Below are 17625 nucleotides of genomic sequence, written 5' to 3'. Positions count from 1 at the left end.
GCTTCGTGCAACGTCAGACCGCGCGCTGTCGGAAAGCTCCGGAGAAGAGCACTGCCAAGACGAATAACCCGCAAGCGACGCCCGCGGACACCTGCAACCCGGTGGTGCAAGCGATCCGAGCGGCGTCGAGCACTTCGCCGGCTAAACGCGACGTCAGGCCCGCGGCGGCCGCTTCGGCTTGAGCGGGCCCCGACAAGGCGAGCACCCGCGCCGGTTCGGGCACCCCCGGCGGGACGGCCAGGTGCCCCGCGTACACCGCGGCCGCCAGGGAACCGAAGACCGTCGTCCCGAAACCGGCGCCGAGTTCGTAGCCCGTCTTCTCCACCGCCGCGGCGCCGCCCGCCTGGTCCGCCGAGGTCGCCGAAAGGAGGGTGTCGGTGCTCGAAGTGAGCGCGAGCGCCATACCCAGCCCCAGTCCCGTCATGCCGATGCCGAGCAGCATCGGCGACGTCAGTGCGGCCGATCCCGCCGCCGGGACCACCAACGACACCGCCGTCACCGCGAAGCCGGCCGTGCGGACCCGCGTGTTGCCGAACCGTCCCAGCAGTGAAGGGGCCACGACGCTGCCGACGGCCGACGCGCCCAGCACCAGGAGCAGCCGGGACGCCGCCGCGGTCGGCGAGAGACCGAGCACCACCTGGAGGTACTGGGCGAACAGCAGACCGAGCCCGACCAGCGTGCTCATCACCAGCAGCACCCCGCCGACCGCGGCCCGCACTCCCGGCCGGCGGAACAGGGTGAGGTCCAGCAGCGGCGGATCGGTCCGGCGCTGGCGGCGCAGGAACAGTCCGATGAGGACACAGCCGGTCACGCCCGAAACAGCGGCCGTCGTCCAGGAACCCGGCTGCCCGACGGCGAACGCGATGCCGAGGACACCGCCCGCCGCGAGGGCGGCGCTGAGCGCGTCCCACGGCCGCCGCCCCGGCGGGTTGCGGGGGAGCCACCGCAGCGCCAGGACCACCGCCGCCAGGATCACCGGCGGGTTCAGCAGGAACGTGGCCCGCCAGCCCCATGCCTCGACGAGCACCCCGCCGAGGATCGGCCCGAACACCGAGCCGGTGCCCGCGATCCCGCTGCACACCGCGATCGCCGTGCGGCGGTGCCGCTGCTCCGGGAAGAGTTCGCGGAGCAGCGACATCGTCACCGGCATGATCATCGCGCCGCCGCAGCCGAGCAGTGCGCGGAAACCCAGCAGTACCGGGACGTTCGCCGCGAACGCGCAGCCGAGTGACGCGACCCCGAACACGACGTACCCGGAGACCAGCACCCGCCGTCGCCCGTACCGGTCGCCGAGGGTGCCGAACGGCAGCAGCAGCGGCGCGGCGGTCAGCGGGTAGATCGCCACGATCCACACCTGCGCCGCCGCGCCGGGCCGCAACTGCCGGACGAGGTCGGGCAACGCGACGTGCAGCACGGTCGCGTCCACCGCCACGAGGAAGAGCCCGGCACCGAGCACCGCCAGCAGCGGCCAGGCGCGGATGACCGCTCGCTCGGCCCGGGCCGTGGTCACAGGAGCCCCGTCAGATGCCTCGCGACGACGTCGACGTGAGGCGGGTCGACCACCGACAGGTGATGCGCTTCGACCGGCACGATCTCCAGCCCCGGGCACAACTCCGCCCAGCCCGCCGCGAGATCCGTGCGGGAATACCGGGGTTCCATCGCCAGTCCGGCCGCGTACTGCTCGATCGCCCGGTAGAGCACGACCCGGCCGTCGTAGCGGCGGGGCGTACCGCGTTCGGCCGCCAGCGTGTCCAAAAAGGACTGACGCTGGTGCCGGAGCACGCCGGGGCTGAGCAGACCCGCTTCGGCGACCCGCCGCATGGTCAGCTCGATCTGCTCCTCTTCGGGCAGCGGTGCCAGCTCCTCGTGCCCGAGCCGCACTTCGCGGCCGTAAGTTCCTTCGACGTAGCCGGTGAATCGCAGGAACCGCCGGGCGGACGACGCGCGCGGATCGAGATCCGGCTCCGGAAGCGGGAGCATGGTGTCGATCAGCGCGACGAACTCGACCTCTTCGCCTTCCTCTGCGAGTCGCGCGGCGACGCCGTAGGCCAGCGCCCCGCCGAACGACCAGCCCGCCAGCCGGTACGGCCGGTCGCGACCCTGTTCCCGTACCAACGGCAGGAGCTGTTCGACGCGTTCCTCGATGCTGACACCGGGAACGCGTTCGAATCCGACGCACGGCACCGAGGTGGGCAGCCGGTCCAGCAGCGGCCGGTACACGGTGCAGGTGCTGCCGCCGGGGTGGAACAGCAGCAGCGGCGCGACCCCGGTTTCACCACGGGCGAGGACGTGGACCGGCCCCCGCTCCTCCCTCGTGTCGAGGACGGCGCGGGCGACGTCGGCGATGGCCGCGAGGGAGTCGTGCCGCCGGAGTTCGGCGGCGTCGACGGGCGTGTCGAGTTCGGCGCTGAGCCCCTCGGCGAGAAGTTCGGCCAGCCGGTCCGGGGTGCCGGTCTCGGTCAATCGGACCTGTGTGCCGCCCGCGTCGGTCCCGGTGTGCTCTTGCCACAGCCGCAGGACCAGGCGGTCGGCCGCGTCCCAGGCACGGCCGCGGGCCGGGAGCGGTTCTTCGTCCTCTCGCGGCGTGAGATCGCGGCTGAGATCCGCGAGAGTCGCACCGCGCAGCACGCTGACGGCGTCGGGTTCGGTGCCGAACTCCCGGCGCACGGCCTCCCGGATCCGGTTCGCCATCAGGGAGTCCAGTCCGAGTTCCACCAGCGGGACGTCGGCGTCGATACGGTCGGGCCGCAGTCCCATGACGGCGGCGACGATCTCGGTCAGCCGGTCACCTCCGCCGCTCCGTACGGGTTCGGGTTCCGGCGTGCGCGCCGCGAACGAAGGCGGTTCCCCGGCAGCGGTGTACCAGTGCCGTTCGTGCCGCCACGGCATCGGCGGGACGTCGACCAGGCGGGCGCCGTCGTCCGGATCGGCCGGGGTGATCCGGGTACCCGCGCAGTACAGTTCGGCCGCCGCGGCGCCCAGCGCGCGGACCTCGTCCTGGCCCCGGCGCAGCGTTCCGGTGACGACGGCGTCGTGGATTCCCTCGGCTGCGAGTGTCCTCGCCACCGAACCCCGCAGGATCGGATGCGGCGACACCTCGAGGAAGACGCGGTGCCCGTCCGCGGCGGCGGCCGCCACGGCCTGCCGGAACCGCACCGGACGGCGCAGATGCGCGGCCCAGTACCCGGCGTCGAAGTCCGGCAGCTCCCGTGGATCGGGGAGAACCGTGTCGTACCAAGGCACTGTCGGACGGCGGCCACCCAACTCGTCGAGCGCCTCCCGGAGCGCGGGCAGGATGGGGTCGACGCGGGCGGAGTGCCCGGCGACCTCGACCGGCAGCAGCCGTGCGGTCAGCCCGGCGGCTTCGAGTTCCGCGACGAGCAATTCGAGCACGGTCGCGTCGCCGGCGACGGTCAGCTGACCCGGCGCCGATTCGACGGCGAGTTCGATGTCCGGGTACAGGTCGAGTTCCTCCGGCGCCAGTTCCACCGCGGCCATCGCCCCTCCTGGGCCGAGGGTGCCCAGGAGCCGGGCGCGGGTCGCGACCAGGTGGACGGCCTCGTCGGGGGTGAGCACGCCGCTCACCACGGCGGCCGCGGCGGAGCCGAGCGAGTGCCCGACGACGGCCGCGGGCCGGACCCCGAGCGCCTCCCACTGAGCGGCCAGCGCGATCTGCGTCCCGAAGATGACGGCCTGGGTTCCGGGCAGCGAAAGCGGCTTGGCGCTGGTGAGCAGGGCACGCAGCGATCGGCCGGTGTGCTCGGTGAACAGGTCGTGGAGCTTGTCGACCTGGGCGGCGAAGGCGGGCTCGGCGGCCAGCAGTCCGCGTCCCATCCCCGCCCATTGGGAGCCGTGGCCGGAGAACACGAACACCGGGTCGTCGCCGCTCCGCGTGGTGCCGGCGACAGCGCCCGCGGGCAGGGGGTCGGCGCCGGTGCCGACGGCGCGCAGCAGCACCGCGAGCTCGGCGATGTCCCCGGCGACGACGGCGGCGCGATGCGGTCCGCCGTTGTCGCGCCGGAACAGCGTGTGGGTGACGTCGGCGAGGGAAAGCGGCGGCGTGGCCGAGGACTCCAGCCAGTTCGCCAGCTGGGTCGCGCGTTCGGTGAGACGGTCGCGGGTACGGGCGGACAGCAGCCCGATCCGGACGTCCCCGCGGTGTGGGGCCGGTTCCAAGGCAGGGGCCTGTTCGAGGACGACATGCGCGTTGGTCCCGCCGAACCCGAACGCCGACACCCCCGCCGTGGCGCGGCCGGACCGGCGTGGCCACGGCGTCGGTTCGGTCACCACCTTCAGGCGCAGGTCGTCGAACGGGATGTGCGGGTTGGGGGCGGTGAAATGCAGCTGGGGCGGCAGTTCGTCATGGGTCATCGCGAGCACGACCTTGATCAGCCCGGCGATCCCCGCCGCCGCCTCCGCGTGCGCGATGTTGGTCTTCACCGAGCCGATCAGCAGCGGGCCGTCGGCCGGGCGGTCCTTGCCGAGGACGGCGCCGAGGGAGCGGGCCTCGATCGGGTCGCCGAGCAGGGTGCCGGTGCCGTGCGCCTCGATGTAGTCCACAGTGGACGGATCGAGCCGGGCGCCGTGGTACGCCGTGCGCAGCATGTCCTGCTGGGCGACGGGGTTCGGCGCCGCCATGCCCTGGGAGCGGCCGTCGGAGTTGACCGCGGTCGAACGTATCACCGCCAGCACCCGGTCGCCGTCGTACTCGGCGTCCGCCAGCCGCTTGAGCACGACGACGCCGCAGCCTTCGGCACGCGCGATGCCGTCGGCGCCCGCGGCGAAGGTCTTGCACCGGCCGTCCCCGGCCAGCAGTCCCGCGGCGGCGAAGGCGGCCGTCGGTCCGGGCAGCAGCATGAGGTTCACCCCGCCCGCCAGCGCCAGATCCGCCTCGCCGTCGCGCAGCGCGCGCACCGCGTGATGCACCGCGACCAGCGACGACGAGCAGGCGGTGTCCACCGCCATACTCGGCCCGCGCAGGTCGTAGACGTAGGAGAGCCGGTTGGCCGAGATGCTTCCGGCCGCACCGGTCGCCGTCCACAGATCGACCCCGCCGCCCGCCATCGTGAGATGCCCGTAGTCGTGGGTCGAGATCCCGGTGAACACGCCGGTCCGGCTGCCGCGCAGCGAGGCCGGGGCGATCCCGGCGTGTTCCAGCGCCGCCCAGGTGACTTCCAGCAGCATCCGCTGTTGAGGGTCCATTGTGGACGCTTCACGTGGGGTGATGCCGAAGTGCTCGGCGTCGAAACCGGCCACGTCGTCCAGAAAACCGCCGACGATCGGCGCCGCGTCGGCGTTCCACCGGCCCGGCGGCGCGGTCCGGACGGCGTCCCGTCCGCTGCGCAGCAGGTCCCAGAACTCGTCGAGGCCGTCCGCTCCCGGCCAGCGGCAGCCGAGGCCGACGACGGCGATCGGGTCGGTCCGGCGCCGGTCGGTGCCCGGCGATTCCGGCTCCGGTTCGGCACCGCCGGTCAGGGAGCGGGCAAGGTGGTCGAGGGTCGGGCTTTCCCACAGCAGGGTCGCCGGGAGCGGGGTGCCCAGCAGGTTTTCGAGATCGCCGGCGATACCGACGGCCTGACGGGAGGACAGGCCGTAGTCGCTGAGCGGACGATCGGCTTCGAGCCGCGCCGGGTCGACGCCGAGGTGTCCGGCGACGGTGTCGAGCAGCCAGCGGCGCAGTGCGGGCGTGTCGAGCGTCGGGTTTCTCATCGCACCAAGGCCTTTCCGTAGTCGCCTGCGAGGTAACGGTCGCGGCAGGCGGCGCGCGCGATCTTGCCGCTGGAGGTCCGCGGGACCAGTCCCGCCGGGACGAGCACGACGTCGCGCAGCGCGAGGCCGTGCGCGTCGGAGACGAGCCGCCGGATCACCGCGGCGAGCGCCCGTTCGTCCTCGGTGGTCAGTGCGGTGTGAGCACGGTGTTCGGCGACGACGACCGCGGCTTCGGTGTCGGTGCCTTCGACGGCGAACGCGGCGACACTGCCGGGACGGATGTCGCGGTCGGCCGACGCCGCCGTCGCTTCGACGTCCTGCGGATAGTGGTTGCGGCCGTCGACGATGAGCAGATCCTTGATCCGGCCCGCGATGTAGACCTCGCCGTCGTGCCGGACGCCGAGGTCGCCGGTGCGCAGCCACGGCCCGTCGGGCAGCCCACTGTGCTCCCCGGTCAGCCGGGCGCCGAAGGTGTCGGTGCTCTCCAAGGGCTTCTGCCAGTAGCCCGTGCCGACGTTGGGCCCGTGGACCCAGATCTCGCCGACCGAGCCGTCTTCCAGCGCGACACCGGTTTCCGGGTCGACCAACGCGACGTGCTGACCCACCGGGACGCCGCAGGCGACCAGCTGGAGACCGATGTCCGCCTGGCGCGCCGTCCCCGCGCCCAGCGCGGCACGGTCGAACGTCGTGACACGCGGGGGAGCGGCGGGGCCGGTGGTGACGAAGACCGTCGCCTCGGCCAGCCCGTACGCGGGACGCGTCTTCTCCGGCAGGTAACCGGAGTCGGCGAAGGCCGCGTGAAACCGGTCGAGGACGCCCGCGTTGATCGGCTCCGCGCCGTTGACGATCGCGGCGACCCGGTCGAGACGGAGCTTGGCGCGGTCCTCCTCGCGCACCCGGCTCGCGGCGTAGTGGAACGCGAAGTTCGGGGCCGCGCTCCAGCTTCCGTTGTGGTCGCCGAGCAGCTCCAGCCAGCGCACCGGGCGCTCGATGAAGGCCAGCGGATCCATCAGCACCGACCTCATGCCCAACGCCAGTGGCGTGATCAGGCCGAGTACGAGACCCATGTCGTGGAACAGCGGCAGCCACGACACCGTGGTCCCCGCCGGGTCCATGCCGAGCCCGTGCACCGCCTGGCTGACGTTGGCCAGCACGTTGGCGTGGGTCAGCACCACTCCCGCCGGGCTGCGGGTCGAGCCGGACGTGTACTGCAGGTACGCCACCTCGTCCGGCGCCGGCGCCGGGACGGGCCACGCGCGGACCGGGCCCGCGGCGGGCTTGTCGGCCGTGACGACGGCGACGCGTTCGCCGCCGGGGAGGCCTGCCAGAAACTCGCGGACCGCGTCCTCGGCCGCGGTGGTGGTGATCACCGCGGTGGGGGAGCAGTCGGTCAGCACCGCGGCGAGCCGTCCGGCGTGCCCGGGCAGCCCGGGGTCGAACAGCGGAACGGCGATCGCGCCCGCGGTGATCGCGCCGAGGAACGCGACGACGTACTCGGCGCTCTGCGGGCACAGCACCGCCACCCGGTCACCGGGCCGGACGGGCAGCGCCCCCGCGACGGCGTCGACGCGCTCCTGGAGTTGCTTCCAGGTCAGGGTCCGCCGCCGCCCGGCGCGGTCGGTCGCGAAGTCGGTGAAGGTCACCGCGGGCCGGTCGCCGTCGGTGTCCGCCCAATGCCGGAGGCAGGCGGGGAGGGTGGGGCCGGCCGTGACGGGCAGGTTTTCGGGGGCCAGGGACATGGCGTCTCCTCAGTGTCTGATGGTGAACCCGCGACCGCGATCGACGTCGGCAGGGCGCTGCTTGGTCGGCTACGTCACGGTGGCGGCCTAGGCGCCCCGCCACCGCGATAGCGGGGCCTTCGGCCGGGCGGGTTCGGGGGTGTTCGGGGGATTCAGCGGCCGAGTGGTCCGGCGGCGTGCCGCCAGGCGGCGACGGCCAGGGCGTCGAGATCGAGGCCGGTGGTCCCGGCGTCACGAAGCACGACCAGTACGTCGTCGGCGGCGATGGCGACAGTGCGCAGACGCAGTCCCGGCAGTTCGGGGGGCTGTCCGGGGAGCGTCAGGAGTTGTTGGTAGGAAAGGGTTTTCGCGCCCGGAACGACGGGAGCGGGATGGACGGTGACGGTCGACACCGCGGTACCGGCCGCGTCGTCGACCGTCACCTTCGAGCACCGCCCGGCCTGCGCGGCCCAAGCCGTCAGGTCGGGCGGGTTCGTCGTGCGCGCGACGAGTTCGGAGACCTGACCGCCGGGTACGGCGGACTGGAAACCCTGGCCGGCGGCGTCGGCGCCGACCAGCCTGCCGTGGACGACGTCCTCGCAGCCGTCGACGTCGATCCGGCTCTCCTTCCGCGCCTTCGAGTCCGAAGTGGACAGTGCTGTGCGGAGGTCGAAGCCGTCCCGCGCGGACGCGTGCGGGACGGCTTCCGGCGGCAGGACCGCCGCGGGCGGAACGGCGGGTGCGGGCGGCGTCGCGGCCGCCTGTATCGATTCTCCCGGTGCTCCGGAAATGGTCGCCACCGCGGCGGCGGAGACGACGAACGCACGAATTCGGGCAGCCATGAATAGCCCTTTCGGAAGGGTCCTGATGGAGTCGCGGTCCCCTCGGTGGGACGCAGGCGCCGGGGTCACGTCAGTGGACGCCGAACCCGGGCGGCACGACGAAGGCTACGACGGGAAATCGAATACCGGAAGGCGTCAAGAGAACGTAAATGTCCTTCGTGTACAGGGCGTGACCTGCGAGTTCCAGGATTTTCGCTGGTGCGCGAGCCAGTTTGGTACCACCGTGCCACACTCGCTCACTGTCCGTGAGTGGCGGGTCACCCTGATGGGGGAGGCGGACGCATTTCTTGTTTCCCTGGCATTCACATTGTCCTCCCGGATTGTGGGCAGGACAATTGCCTGGAAGGGGCCCGTCCGCTTAATGTGTCGACACCTCCGGATTTCTTTTGTGAGTAATCGCCGTCACATTTTCGAATTCGATCGGACGACCGGGACAAAGGATTGCGTATGCGCACTACTTCGAGGCGGCTGCGGGCCGTGGCGTCGCTGGCGGCCGTGGCGTGTTTGCTGCCCGCCCCGGCACGGGCCGAGGGCGGTGTCCCGGACGTCCGCGCCGACGACGGCTCGCACGTCGTCGCCCAGACCACAGTGGACGGTGATCCGCGGACGCTGGATCTCACCGTGCGCTCGATCGGCGTCGGGAGCTACGCGATGGTCAGGCTGATCCTGCCGTCGCGGTGGGCCGCCGAACCGGACCGCAAGTGGCCCGCCGTGTACCTGCTCGCCGGGGAGACGCGGCTGCAGGACTATCGCGGCTGGACGGCCAACACCGACATCCGGAAACTCGCCGACGACGCCGGCGTGATGGTGGTGATGCCGGGTTCCGGTTCCGCGGGGTTCTTTTCCGACTGGTGGAATTACGGCAAGGACGTCGTGCTCAACCAGTGGGAGACGTTCACCGCGGTCGAGATCCCGCAGCTGATCGACCGCGGCTATCGCGGGGACGGGAGGCGGGTCGCGGCGGGGCTCTCCCTCGGCGGATACGGCGCGGTGGAACTCGCCGCCCGGCGGCCGGGGGTGTTCCGTTTCGCCGGATCGTTCAGCGGCAATCTCAACCCCACCGGTCCGTACGGCGAGCTGCTGACCAGCGCGATCGTCGCCTCGGCCCGGCAGGATCCCGAAGCGCTCTGGGGCGACCGGCGGCGCGAGGCGTCCCGCTGGGACGCGCACGATCCGCTGGTGAACGCCGACCGCCTGCGCGGCACCGAGCTGTACCTGTCGACGGGCAACGGCCTGCCGGGACCGTTCGACGGGAAACTCCCGGTCGACGTGCTGCCCGGCGCGATGCTGCTCGAATTCCTCTGCGCCGGCCAGACCACCGCGATGGCGGACCGGCTGAACCGTCTCGGCGTCCCGGTCAAGACGGATTTCTACGGGCCCGGCACGCATCACTGGGCGTACTGGCAGGACCAGCTGCACAAGACCTGGCCGCGGATGCTGAGCGCGCTCTCAGCGCCGGTGAAGACGGGGGAGGCGTCGTGACCCGTCCGTCCTTTGTGGTCACCGGTGCGTCGAGTGGGATCGGCCGCGCCTGCGTGACCGAACTCGTCCGGAGGGGCGCGCACGTCTGGGCCAGTGTGCGCACCGATGCGGACGAAACGGAACTTGCTCGCACGTACGGCGAAGCGGTCACCGTGCTGCGAATGGACCTCCGGGACGCGGCGTCGATCGCGGCCTGCGGGGAGAAGGTCGCGGCGGCGGGGCCGCTGTGCGGACTGGTGAACAACGCCGGGATGGCCAGGCCCGGACCGCTGGAACACGTGCCGCTCGCGGATTTCCGGCAGCAGCTGGAGGTCAACGTCACCGGTCAGCTCGCCGTCACGCAGGCGATGCTGCCCGCACTGCGTGCCGCGTCCGCCGCCAGGGTGGTGACCGTCGGATCGATGGGCGGGCGCATCGCGGGGCCGATGGTCGGGCCGTATCACACTTCGAAGTTCGCCCTGGTCGGCTTGACCGACAGCCTGCGCGCCGAACTGGCACCGTCCGGGATCGGCGTCGTCCTCGTGGAGCCCGGCGCGGTCACCACGTCGATCTGGCCGCGCGCCCGAGCCGCCGCCGAGGAGGTGCGCGCCGCCCTTCCGGAGGCAGCGCGGGAAAGGTATGGGGCGCAACTGGAGGAAGCCGAACGCAGCGCGGAGCGATCCGCTCGGAACGGTGTACCGCCCGAGCGGGCGGCGCGGGTCGTGGTCCACGCGCTCACCGCACGCCGTCCCGCGCCGCGATACCTGGTCGGCCGGGACGCGCGTGTCGCGGCGGTGCTGGCGAACCTGCCGTTCCGCCTCCGCTACCGGCTGACGGCGGCGAAGCGGTGACCCGGCTCGTCGTGATCGTCGCTCCCGGTTCGCGGGGTGACGTCCAGCCGTGTATCGCCTTGGGTCGTGGTCTCGACGGCGATCGGGTGCGGGTGCTGGCGGCCGAGCGGTTCCGGACACTGGTGACCGGGCACGGCCTGGACTTCGCGCCGCTCTCGGCCGATCCCGGCGAAGTCCTCGGGTCGGCCGGTGGACGCGAATGGACCGAGGGCGGACGCAATCCCGCGACCTTCCTGCGCGGGCTGCGAGGTGCGCTGGCCCCGGTGCTGGAGCGCCTGCTGGCCGACGTCCACCGAGGAGCGGAGGGCGCGGACCTCGTCCTCGCCCCGACGCTGGGCTTCCTCGGCGCGCATCTGGGTGCCTCGCTCGGCGTCCCCGACGTCGAGCTGCACTATCAGCCCAGCGTGCCGACGGGGGCGTTCGCGCATCCGCTGCTGCCGTGGGCGGCCAAGACCGGGCCGTGCGGCCGCCGGCTGAGCTTTCGCGCCGTCGACACCGTCGCGTGGCAGGTGCTGCGTCCCGAAGTGGATCGGTGGCGGGAGCGGTCGCTCGGCCTGCCCGCGGCAGGCATACGCGGGCCCCGGCGGACGGAAACCCCGGTGCTGTGCGGATTTTCCGACGCCGTGGTGCCCCGGCCGAAGGATTGGCCCGCCAGGGTCCACGTCACCGGGTACTGGTTTCTCGACACCCCCGCAGACTGGCGGCCGGACCCGCGCTTGCGGGACTTCCTCGCCTCCGGGCCGCCTCCGGTGTACGTCGGTTTCGGCAGCATGCGGCCGTCGGAGGCGGAACGGACGTTCGCCGCAGTCCGCACGGCGTTGCGCCGCGTGGGGCTGCGCGGCCTGCTCGGCACCGATGCCGTGGCCGGCGAAGACGATCTGCTGACGATCGGGGACGTCCCGCACGCGTGGCTCTTCCCGCGCACCGCCGCGGTGGTGCATCACGGCGGCGCGGGCACGACCGCGGCGGCGTTGCGCGCGGGCGTCCCGTCGCTGGTCTGCCCGGTCTTCTCCGACCAGCCCTACTGGGGCGACCGGGTCTCCCGGCTCGGCGCCGGACCACGTCCGCTCCCGTTACGGGAACTCACCGAGGACTCCTCGACCGCGCGGCTGCTGGAACTGTCCGGCAACCTCCTGTTCCGCCGCGGCGCGCAGTACGTCGCCGGCCGGTTGCGCGAGGAGGACGGGGTGGCGCGAGCCCGGGAGGTGCTGCAGGAAGGTTCTCCCCTTCTCCACCGGAAGGCGTGATTCACGTGTCCGGACACGGAACTCACGTGATTGAAGACGTAACTCACGTGATTGGAGGCGGAACTCACCCGAGGCCGGACCGCACGAGTCTTCCGGCTCCGCACACGCGAGTTACGCCTTCAATCACGCGAGTTCCGGCTGGAGACACGCGTGTTCCGTCTTCGAGCACGCCGCGGCGGGGGATTTCCTCGTACGGTCGCGGGCATGAACCTGCGCTCAGCACTCTGGCTGCCGATCTTCGACGAACTGGCCGATCCGGTGATCATCGCGCGCCTCGCCGCCGAGGCCGAGGAGGCGGGCTGGCACGGTCTGTTCGTCTGGGACCACGTCCGCTGGCGCGAGCCGGTGCGTGCCGTCGCCGATCCGTGGATCACCCTCGCCGCCGTAGCGTCGGCCACCGAGAACCTCGTCTTCGGTCCGATGGTCACGCCGCTGGCCCGCCGTCGTCCGGTCAAGCTCGCCCGTGAGACGGCCACCTTGGACCGGTTGGGTGACGGACGGCTGATCCTCGGCGCGGGCCTCGGCAGCGACCGCTTCGGCGGCGAGTTCTCGAAGACCGGCGACGAGCCGGACGACCGCAAACGCGGCGAGATGCTGGACGAGTCGCTCGCGATCCTCACCGCCGCCTGGTCCGGTGAGCCGGTGCGGCATCACGGCGCGCACTACACGGTCGACGACATCACCTTCCTGCCTCGTCCCGCGCGCCCGATCCCGGTCTGGCTGGCGGGCTTCCCCGGGAAGACGAAGCCGATGCGCAGGGCCGCGCGGTACGACGGGTTCTTCCCGGTGCACCTGCCGCACGCGGACGAGTTCGCCGAAGTGGTCGAGACGATCACCGGGTGGCGCGAGGACGCGGAGAAGCCGTACGACTTCGCCATCGGCGTCCCCGCGGGCACGGATGTCGCGCCGTACGAGCGGGCGGGGGCGACCTGGTGGATGGCCGAATTCCCGTGGGACGACCTGTCCGTCGACGCGGTACGCGGCGTGCTGCGGGAGGGCCCCGCTTGACCCGCCCTTTAATAACTCTTTACCAAGTGCGATACTGGACCGGCGAGGGGAGTACTTCCCAAGGGTCTGCCCGGTCAATACGGACACTCCGCTGTGTCCCCGGGAGGCCGCCCATCGGGTGAAGGAGACCTCGAACTTCGAGTTCGAGGAGGCTTCATGCCCGAGTCCGTGGCAACCGTGGGATCGCCGGGGTTGTGGGCGATCAGCATCGCCGTCCTGCTGGGACTGCTCGTCGCCGATTTCGCCGTCACCCGCCGTCCGCACGAGGTGTCGATGCGGGAGGCAGCCGGCTGGTCGGTCTTCTACCTCGCGCTCCCGGTCGTGTTCGGGCTCTGGCTGTGGCTCGAGTTCGGTGGCGGCCAGGCGCTCGAGTTCATGACGGGTTTCGTCGTCGAGAAGTCCCTGTCGGTGGACAACCTGTTCGTCTTCATGCTGCTGCTCGCCGCCTTCGCGGTCCCGCCCGCCGTGCAGCAACGCGTGCTGCTGTACGGCATCGTGGGCGCGCTGGTGCTCCGCGGCGTGTTCATCGCGGCCGGTGCCGCGATGCTGTCGGCCGGCACCTGGGCGTTCCTCGTCTTCGGCGTGATCCTGCTGGTCTCGGCGATCAAGATCCTGCGTGAGGCCATGTCCGACGGCCCGGTCGAGATGGATCTCTCGCAGCTGCGGTCGGTCCGGTTGCTGCGCAGGCTGATGCCGGTCACCGACGACTACCGCGGCACCCGGCTGACCGTGCGTGAACACGGGCGCCGCGCGCTCACTCCGCTGGCTGTCGTGGTCGTCGCGGTCTTCGCCACCGACGTCGTCTTCGCGGTCGACTCGGTGCCCGCCGTCTACGGCATCACCGAAGACCCGTACCTCGTGTTCGCCACCAACGCCTTCGCCCTGATGGGCCTGCGTGCCCTGTACTTCGTGCTCCATTCGGCGCTCGCGAAGCTGGTCCACCTCAACCACGGCCTCGCGATCATCCTCGCCTTCATCGGGGTGAAGCTGGTCCTGCACTGGGCACACGGGATCTGGCCGGGCGTGCCGCAGGTTCCGACCCCGGTCTCGCTGGGCGTGATCGTCGCTGTCCTCGTCACGGTCTCGTTCACCAGCGTGTACGCACGGCGTCGCGAAGCCGCCCGGACGGCGAAGGAGTGAGCGATGATCACCGGACTCGTCGTCGGCTTCCTGATCGACGTGGCGGCCGCCGCCCTCTTCCTCGCCGCGTTGCTGCTGGTCTTCGCGGCGATGCGGCCACCGCGCTGAGGGTCAGGGGAAGCGGATCACGGTGATCCCGGCCAGCACGAAGAACACCAGCACCACCATGGTGCCGCTGTGCCCGCCGGACGAACTGGTCACGACCTGCTCGACGGCGCCGGTCAAGCGCACGCCGCAGTCCGCGACGACGGTGTGCTTGCCCGCCTCGATCCGCGTGAACTCCACATTCGCGGTGAAGGCGCCGGTGCCGTCGGCGTAGGCGCCGCCGACGCGCTCGCCGTCCGACGTCAGGGTGACGCGTTCGCCGGGCGTGCAGCCCTTGCCCGTCGCGGACAGCCGGTCGCCGGGCTGCACGCTCGGGCGGTCGAGGACGAGGTCGTTCGGCCCCGGCGGCGTGCTGCTGCTCGACGACGGGACGCCGGTCGGCGGGGGAGTGTCCGTTGTGGACGGTGGTGTCGTCGTGGGCGGGGCGGTAGTGGTGACCGGGGTGGTGGTCGTCCCCGGCCGGGTCGGTGTGGTCACCGGGACGGTCGGCTTCGTCGTCGGAGGCACCTTCGTCGTCGGCGGTGCCGTGGTCACGGTCCCGGTCACCCGGAAGTTCGCGGCGCCGGTCAGCGGCTGACCGGTCCGCGCGTTCGTGCAGGTGCCCGAGACGGTGTGACTGCCGGGTGTCGCGTTGCCCGGCACCGTCGCCGCAACCTGTCCGCTGGGGGCGCTGACCGAAGTAATGGCCGCCCCGTCCCACGTGAAAGAAATCGGTCCTTTGCACGGGGAGAAATTCCAGGAAATGGTGAAAGAACTCCCCGCGGGTCCGCTCGAAGGTTTCAAACCAACCGTCGACTGATAAGGGGACTGCTGCGCGTTTCCCGCTCCCACCTGGGAAACCAGGAACAACAACCCGGTCACGGTGCCGAATATCAGGCGAACCACGATACGCATTGGGACGTCCCTCTCCGGTAAGTACTCGCTGTAGCATTCCGGACCAGTCGGAATACGCAAACAGGGGATGCGCAAAATGGGACGTGTCATCGCGGCAGGGGTTGCGTTGGGTCTGTGCGCGATCCTCCTCGGCTCACCACCGGCCAGTGCGGACGGTGACGGCAGTGCCAGGCTCGATCTCGCGGTCACCCTCGACGACCGGCCGATCACCAACGCCACGGTCGTGATCGATCCGGTGAAGCAGATCGAACTCACCGTCACGGCGACCAACAGCGGCGGGACCTCGGTCAAGGTCCGCAGCGTGCGGGTGTCCGGCGTCGCGCTCGCCCTGACGTTCTTCGCCTACGACACCACGGCACCGTTCGAAGTCCCCGCGCGCAGCCGGGTCACCCGGACCTTCGTGCTGGACATGGCCGACCTGTCCGGCCAGGCGATCGGCCTGCTCCCGTCGACGATCGAACTGCTGGACGCCCAGCGGGGCACGCTCGGCGAGGCGTCCACGGTCGCCGACATCCGTGGATCATTCTGGTCCGTCTACGGCGCCTTCGGGCTCGCGATGCTCGTGCTCACCGTGCTGGCGTGGCTGACCGCCCTGCTCGCGCTCGCCCGCCACCGCCTCCCCGCCAACCGGTGGCGCCGCGGCCTGCGTTTCCTGCCCGCCGGTTTCGGGACCGGACTCGTGGCCGTCGTCTCGCTGTCGGTGCTGCGGCTCGTCCCGCCGGAGCCGTCGATCGAGATCCCGGTGGTCCTCGGCGCCGCAGTCCTCGCGTTCCTGCTCGGTTATCTGACCCCGCATCCGGCGCCCGGTGCCGACGACACGGTGCGTTTTCCCGATGCCACCAAGGAATTCAACCGATGAGCGCACCCGCCGAGGTCGTCGCCGCACTGCCGCAGTACGAGATCGGGGCCGCGATCGGCCAGGGCGGGATGGGGGTCGTCTTCGCCGGTGTCCACCGTTCGCTGCGCCGTGACGTCGCCATCAAACAACTGCCGTGGGACGTGCTGAACCACGCCGTCAGCAGCGAACTCTTCGACCGTGAAGCGCGGGTGCTGGCCAGCCTCGACCACCCGCACATCGTGCCCGTCTACGACTACGTGCGCACCGGCCGCGAGCATCTGATGGTGATGGAACGCCTCGACGGCGGCACGGTGCACAGCCGATTCCGAAGCGGGTCGATCAGCGGGGAACAAGCCTGCGCGATCGGGCTGGCGACGCTCGCCGGACTCCACGCGGCGCACGAAGCGGGCGTGCTGCATCTGGACGTCAAGCCGAAGAACCTGCTCTTCACCACGCAAGGCGTGATGAAGGTGGCCGACTTCGGCATCGCGAAGGTGATCAGCGAAGGCGCCACCCTCGTCACGCACGGCGGCGAAGTCCTCGGCACACCCGCCTACATCGCACCCGAACAGGCGATGGGCAACGCGCTGAGCCCGGCCGCCGACGTCTACTCGACGGGCACGGTGCTCTACGAACTGCTGTCCGGGAAACTGCCGTTCGACAACACCCGCGGCGCGATCAGCATGATGCGCCAGCACATGTTCACCGATCCGCGCCCGATCGAGGGCGTGCCGTCACCGCTCGCCGACGTCGTCATGCGCAGCCTCGCGCGCGAACTCGACTCCCGTTACCGCGATGCGGAGACGTTCGCGGCCGACCACGCGTCGGCCGCGACCGCCGTGTACGGGCAGGGCTGGCTGGAACGCTCCCGCGTGCCGGTCCGGCACCTCACCCCGCGGGTGATCTCCGCGCTCAGCACGCCGTCCCCGGCCGGGGACGGCCCGACACGGCCGGTTCACCGCGCCACACCGGATCCGACGCTGTCGGCGACCCGCGCGAACTTCCGGCCAGGCTCCCGGCCCGGTGCGGTGCTCTGGTTCCGGCTGGCCGCGGCGGCCGCCGCGATCGCGCTCGTGGTGCTCACTCTGCTCACGCCGGAACGGCTGCCGCACGAGGCCACAACGGTGAGAATCGACGGTGCAGCCGCCTCGTCGGCGCCCGTGGACCTCAGCAAGACGGTGACCGTGACTGGTGAGGGCAGCCCGAAGCAGGTCACTTTGGACCTCTCGGCCGCCGGGATACCGCTCGGATCCGCGTCGGCGGTGCCGAAACCCGACGGTGACGGTTTCCGTGCCGACCTGCGGTTTCCCGGGCTCACCCGCTGGATCGTCGGTGGTGCCGTCACCGCGACGATGACGGCGGACGGCGTCCCGCGGGCCTTCACGGTCGTCACCCGGCAGCATCCGCTCGCGAGCGCGCTCGGCGCGGGCAGCCTGATCCTCGCCCTGTTCGCGTTGGCGTACCTGGAATCCGGGCTCCGGACGATTCGCAACGGCCATCGGTGGCGGGGCGCGCTCGTCAGCGGGCCGATCCTCGGCCTGCTGTTCGGCGCGACGGCGTGGCTGTGCGTCTCGGTGCTGCGAGTGCACGAGCCCGCGGTGTCGTTCGGCGCCGGCTGCTCGATCGCGGGCGCGGTGGCGACGGGTTTCGTGGTCGCCGCCGCCCGCGCCCGGCGCGCACGCTGAAACCCCGGGGGCGGCCGTCGACGGCCGCCCCCGCGCCCGGTCACTACTTGCGGTGCTTGCCCGCGGCGTCCGTGACCTAGACCTGGTGCGTGGGCACCGTGCCGGAGATCGTCTGGTGCGCGGGGCC

13 protein-coding genes are annotated in these 17625 nt (G+C 71.6%); 8 read left to right on the top strand and 5 right to left on the bottom strand.

Annotation, left to right across the window (positions count from 1 at the left end):
* Positions 1-13: 13 nt before the first annotated feature.
* The 4 genes from ACIHAO_RS15685 to ACIHAO_RS15670 all read right to left on the bottom strand — a co-directional run bounded on the left by ACIHAO_RS15685 (position 14) and on the right by ACIHAO_RS15670 (position 8269).
* A complete protein-coding gene (locus ACIHAO_RS15685; protein WP_396558308.1) occupies positions 14-1510 on the bottom strand; it encodes an MFS transporter in 1497 nt (498 codons plus the stop codon).
* Entirely contained in the window at positions 1507-5709 is a 4203-nt protein-coding gene (locus tag ACIHAO_RS15680; RefSeq protein ID WP_396558306.1) for a beta-ketoacyl synthase N-terminal-like domain-containing protein, read from the bottom strand. Before ACIHAO_RS15680 ends, ACIHAO_RS15685 begins: the two co-directional genes overlap by 4 nt.
* Positions 5706-7448 (bottom strand): fatty acyl-AMP ligase, encoded by a 1743-nt coding sequence (locus ACIHAO_RS15675; RefSeq protein WP_396558304.1) that lies wholly within the window; start codon positions 7446-7448, stop codon positions 5706-5708. The genes ACIHAO_RS15680 and ACIHAO_RS15675 overlap by 4 nt, the downstream gene beginning before the upstream one ends.
* 152 nt (positions 7449-7600) lie before the next feature.
* Complete coding sequence (locus ACIHAO_RS15670) at positions 7601-8269, bottom strand: hypothetical protein (RefSeq protein ID WP_396558302.1); 669 nt, start codon at positions 8267-8269, stop codon at positions 7601-7603.
* 447 nt (positions 8270-8716) lie between these two features.
* Here ACIHAO_RS15670 and ACIHAO_RS15665 point away from each other — a divergent pair, with 447 nt between their 5' ends.
* From ACIHAO_RS15665 to ACIHAO_RS15645, 5 genes are all read left to right on the top strand, one after another.
* Positions 8717-9751, top strand: coding sequence for an alpha/beta hydrolase (locus tag ACIHAO_RS15665; RefSeq protein WP_396558300.1), 1035 nt, complete (start codon positions 8717-8719; stop codon positions 9749-9751).
* On the top strand, positions 9748-10581 hold the full coding sequence (locus tag ACIHAO_RS15660; protein ID WP_396558298.1) for an SDR family NAD(P)-dependent oxidoreductase: 834 nt from the start codon (positions 9748-9750) through the stop codon (positions 10579-10581). Before ACIHAO_RS15665 ends, ACIHAO_RS15660 begins: the two co-directional genes overlap by 4 nt.
* On the top strand, positions 10578-11828 hold the full coding sequence (locus ACIHAO_RS15655) for a glycosyltransferase (protein ID WP_396558296.1): 1251 nt from the start codon (positions 10578-10580) through the stop codon (positions 11826-11828). Before ACIHAO_RS15660 ends, ACIHAO_RS15655 begins: the two co-directional genes overlap by 4 nt.
* A 204-nt stretch (positions 11829-12032) precedes the next feature.
* A complete protein-coding gene (locus ACIHAO_RS15650) occupies positions 12033-12836 on the top strand; it encodes an LLM class flavin-dependent oxidoreductase (RefSeq protein ID WP_396558294.1) in 804 nt (267 codons plus the stop codon).
* Positions 12837-12992: 156 nt separating this feature from the next.
* Positions 12993-13976, top strand: coding sequence for a TerC/Alx family metal homeostasis membrane protein (locus ACIHAO_RS15645; protein WP_396558292.1), 984 nt, complete (start codon positions 12993-12995; stop codon positions 13974-13976).
* 111 nt (positions 13977-14087) lie between these two features.
* Here ACIHAO_RS15645 and ACIHAO_RS15640 read toward each other — a convergent pair whose 3' ends face one another.
* Positions 14088-14723 carry a hypothetical protein gene (locus ACIHAO_RS15640; RefSeq protein ID WP_396558290.1) on the bottom strand — a complete coding sequence of 212 codons (636 nt, stop codon included), beginning with the start codon at positions 14721-14723 and terminating at the stop codon, positions 14088-14090.
* On the opposite strand from ACIHAO_RS15640, the gene ACIHAO_RS15635 reads away from it, so the two are divergent.
* The 3 genes from ACIHAO_RS15635 (at position 14713) to ACIHAO_RS15625 (ending at position 17498) form a co-directional block, all read left to right on the top strand.
* Complete coding sequence (locus ACIHAO_RS15635; protein WP_396558288.1) at positions 14713-14880, top strand: hypothetical protein; 168 nt, start codon at positions 14713-14715, stop codon at positions 14878-14880. The genes ACIHAO_RS15640 and ACIHAO_RS15635 overlap by 11 nt on opposite strands.
* A 171-nt stretch (positions 14881-15051) precedes the next feature.
* Positions 15052-15834, top strand: coding sequence for a hypothetical protein (locus ACIHAO_RS15630; RefSeq protein WP_396558286.1), 783 nt, complete (start codon positions 15052-15054; stop codon positions 15832-15834).
* Entirely contained in the window at positions 15831-17498 is a 1668-nt protein-coding gene (locus ACIHAO_RS15625) for a serine/threonine-protein kinase (RefSeq protein WP_396558284.1), read from the top strand. The genes ACIHAO_RS15630 and ACIHAO_RS15625 overlap by 4 nt, the downstream gene beginning before the upstream one ends.
* Positions 17499-17625: the final 127 nt, after the last annotated feature.

The sequence above is a fragment of the Amycolatopsis sp. NPDC052450 genome (assembly GCF_044547565.1).
GTDB lineage: Bacteria > Actinomycetota > Actinomycetes > Mycobacteriales > Pseudonocardiaceae > Amycolatopsis.
The sequence above is the reverse complement of the archived record's forward strand: the minus strand, read 5'-3'. Positions and strand labels throughout refer to the sequence as shown.

Bases quoted from the DNA above. Each gene is read 5' to 3' on its own strand.
- ACIHAO_RS15665 (WP_396558300.1), top strand. From the start codon at position 8,717: ATGCGCACTACTTCGAGGCGGCTGCGGGCCGTGGCGTCGCTGGCGGCC.
- ACIHAO_RS15670 (WP_396558302.1), bottom strand. From the start codon at position 8,269: ATGGCTGCCCGAATTCGTGCGTTCGTCGTCTCCGCCGCCGCGGTGGCG.
- ACIHAO_RS15680 (WP_396558306.1), bottom strand. From the start codon at position 5,709: ATGAGAAACCCGACGCTCGACACGCCCGCACTGCGCCGCTGGCTGCTC.
- ACIHAO_RS15650 (WP_396558294.1), top strand. From the start codon at position 12,033: ATGAACCTGCGCTCAGCACTCTGGCTGCCGATCTTCGACGAACTGGCC.
- ACIHAO_RS15625 (WP_396558284.1), top strand. From the start codon at position 15,831: ATGAGCGCACCCGCCGAGGTCGTCGCCGCACTGCCGCAGTACGAGATC.
- ACIHAO_RS15675 (WP_396558304.1), bottom strand. From the start codon at position 7,448: ATGTCCCTGGCCCCCGAAAACCTGCCCGTCACGGCCGGCCCCACCCTC.
- ACIHAO_RS15645 (WP_396558292.1), top strand. From the start codon at position 12,993: ATGCCCGAGTCCGTGGCAACCGTGGGATCGCCGGGGTTGTGGGCGATC.
- ACIHAO_RS15630 (WP_396558286.1), top strand. From the start codon at position 15,052: ATGGGACGTGTCATCGCGGCAGGGGTTGCGTTGGGTCTGTGCGCGATC.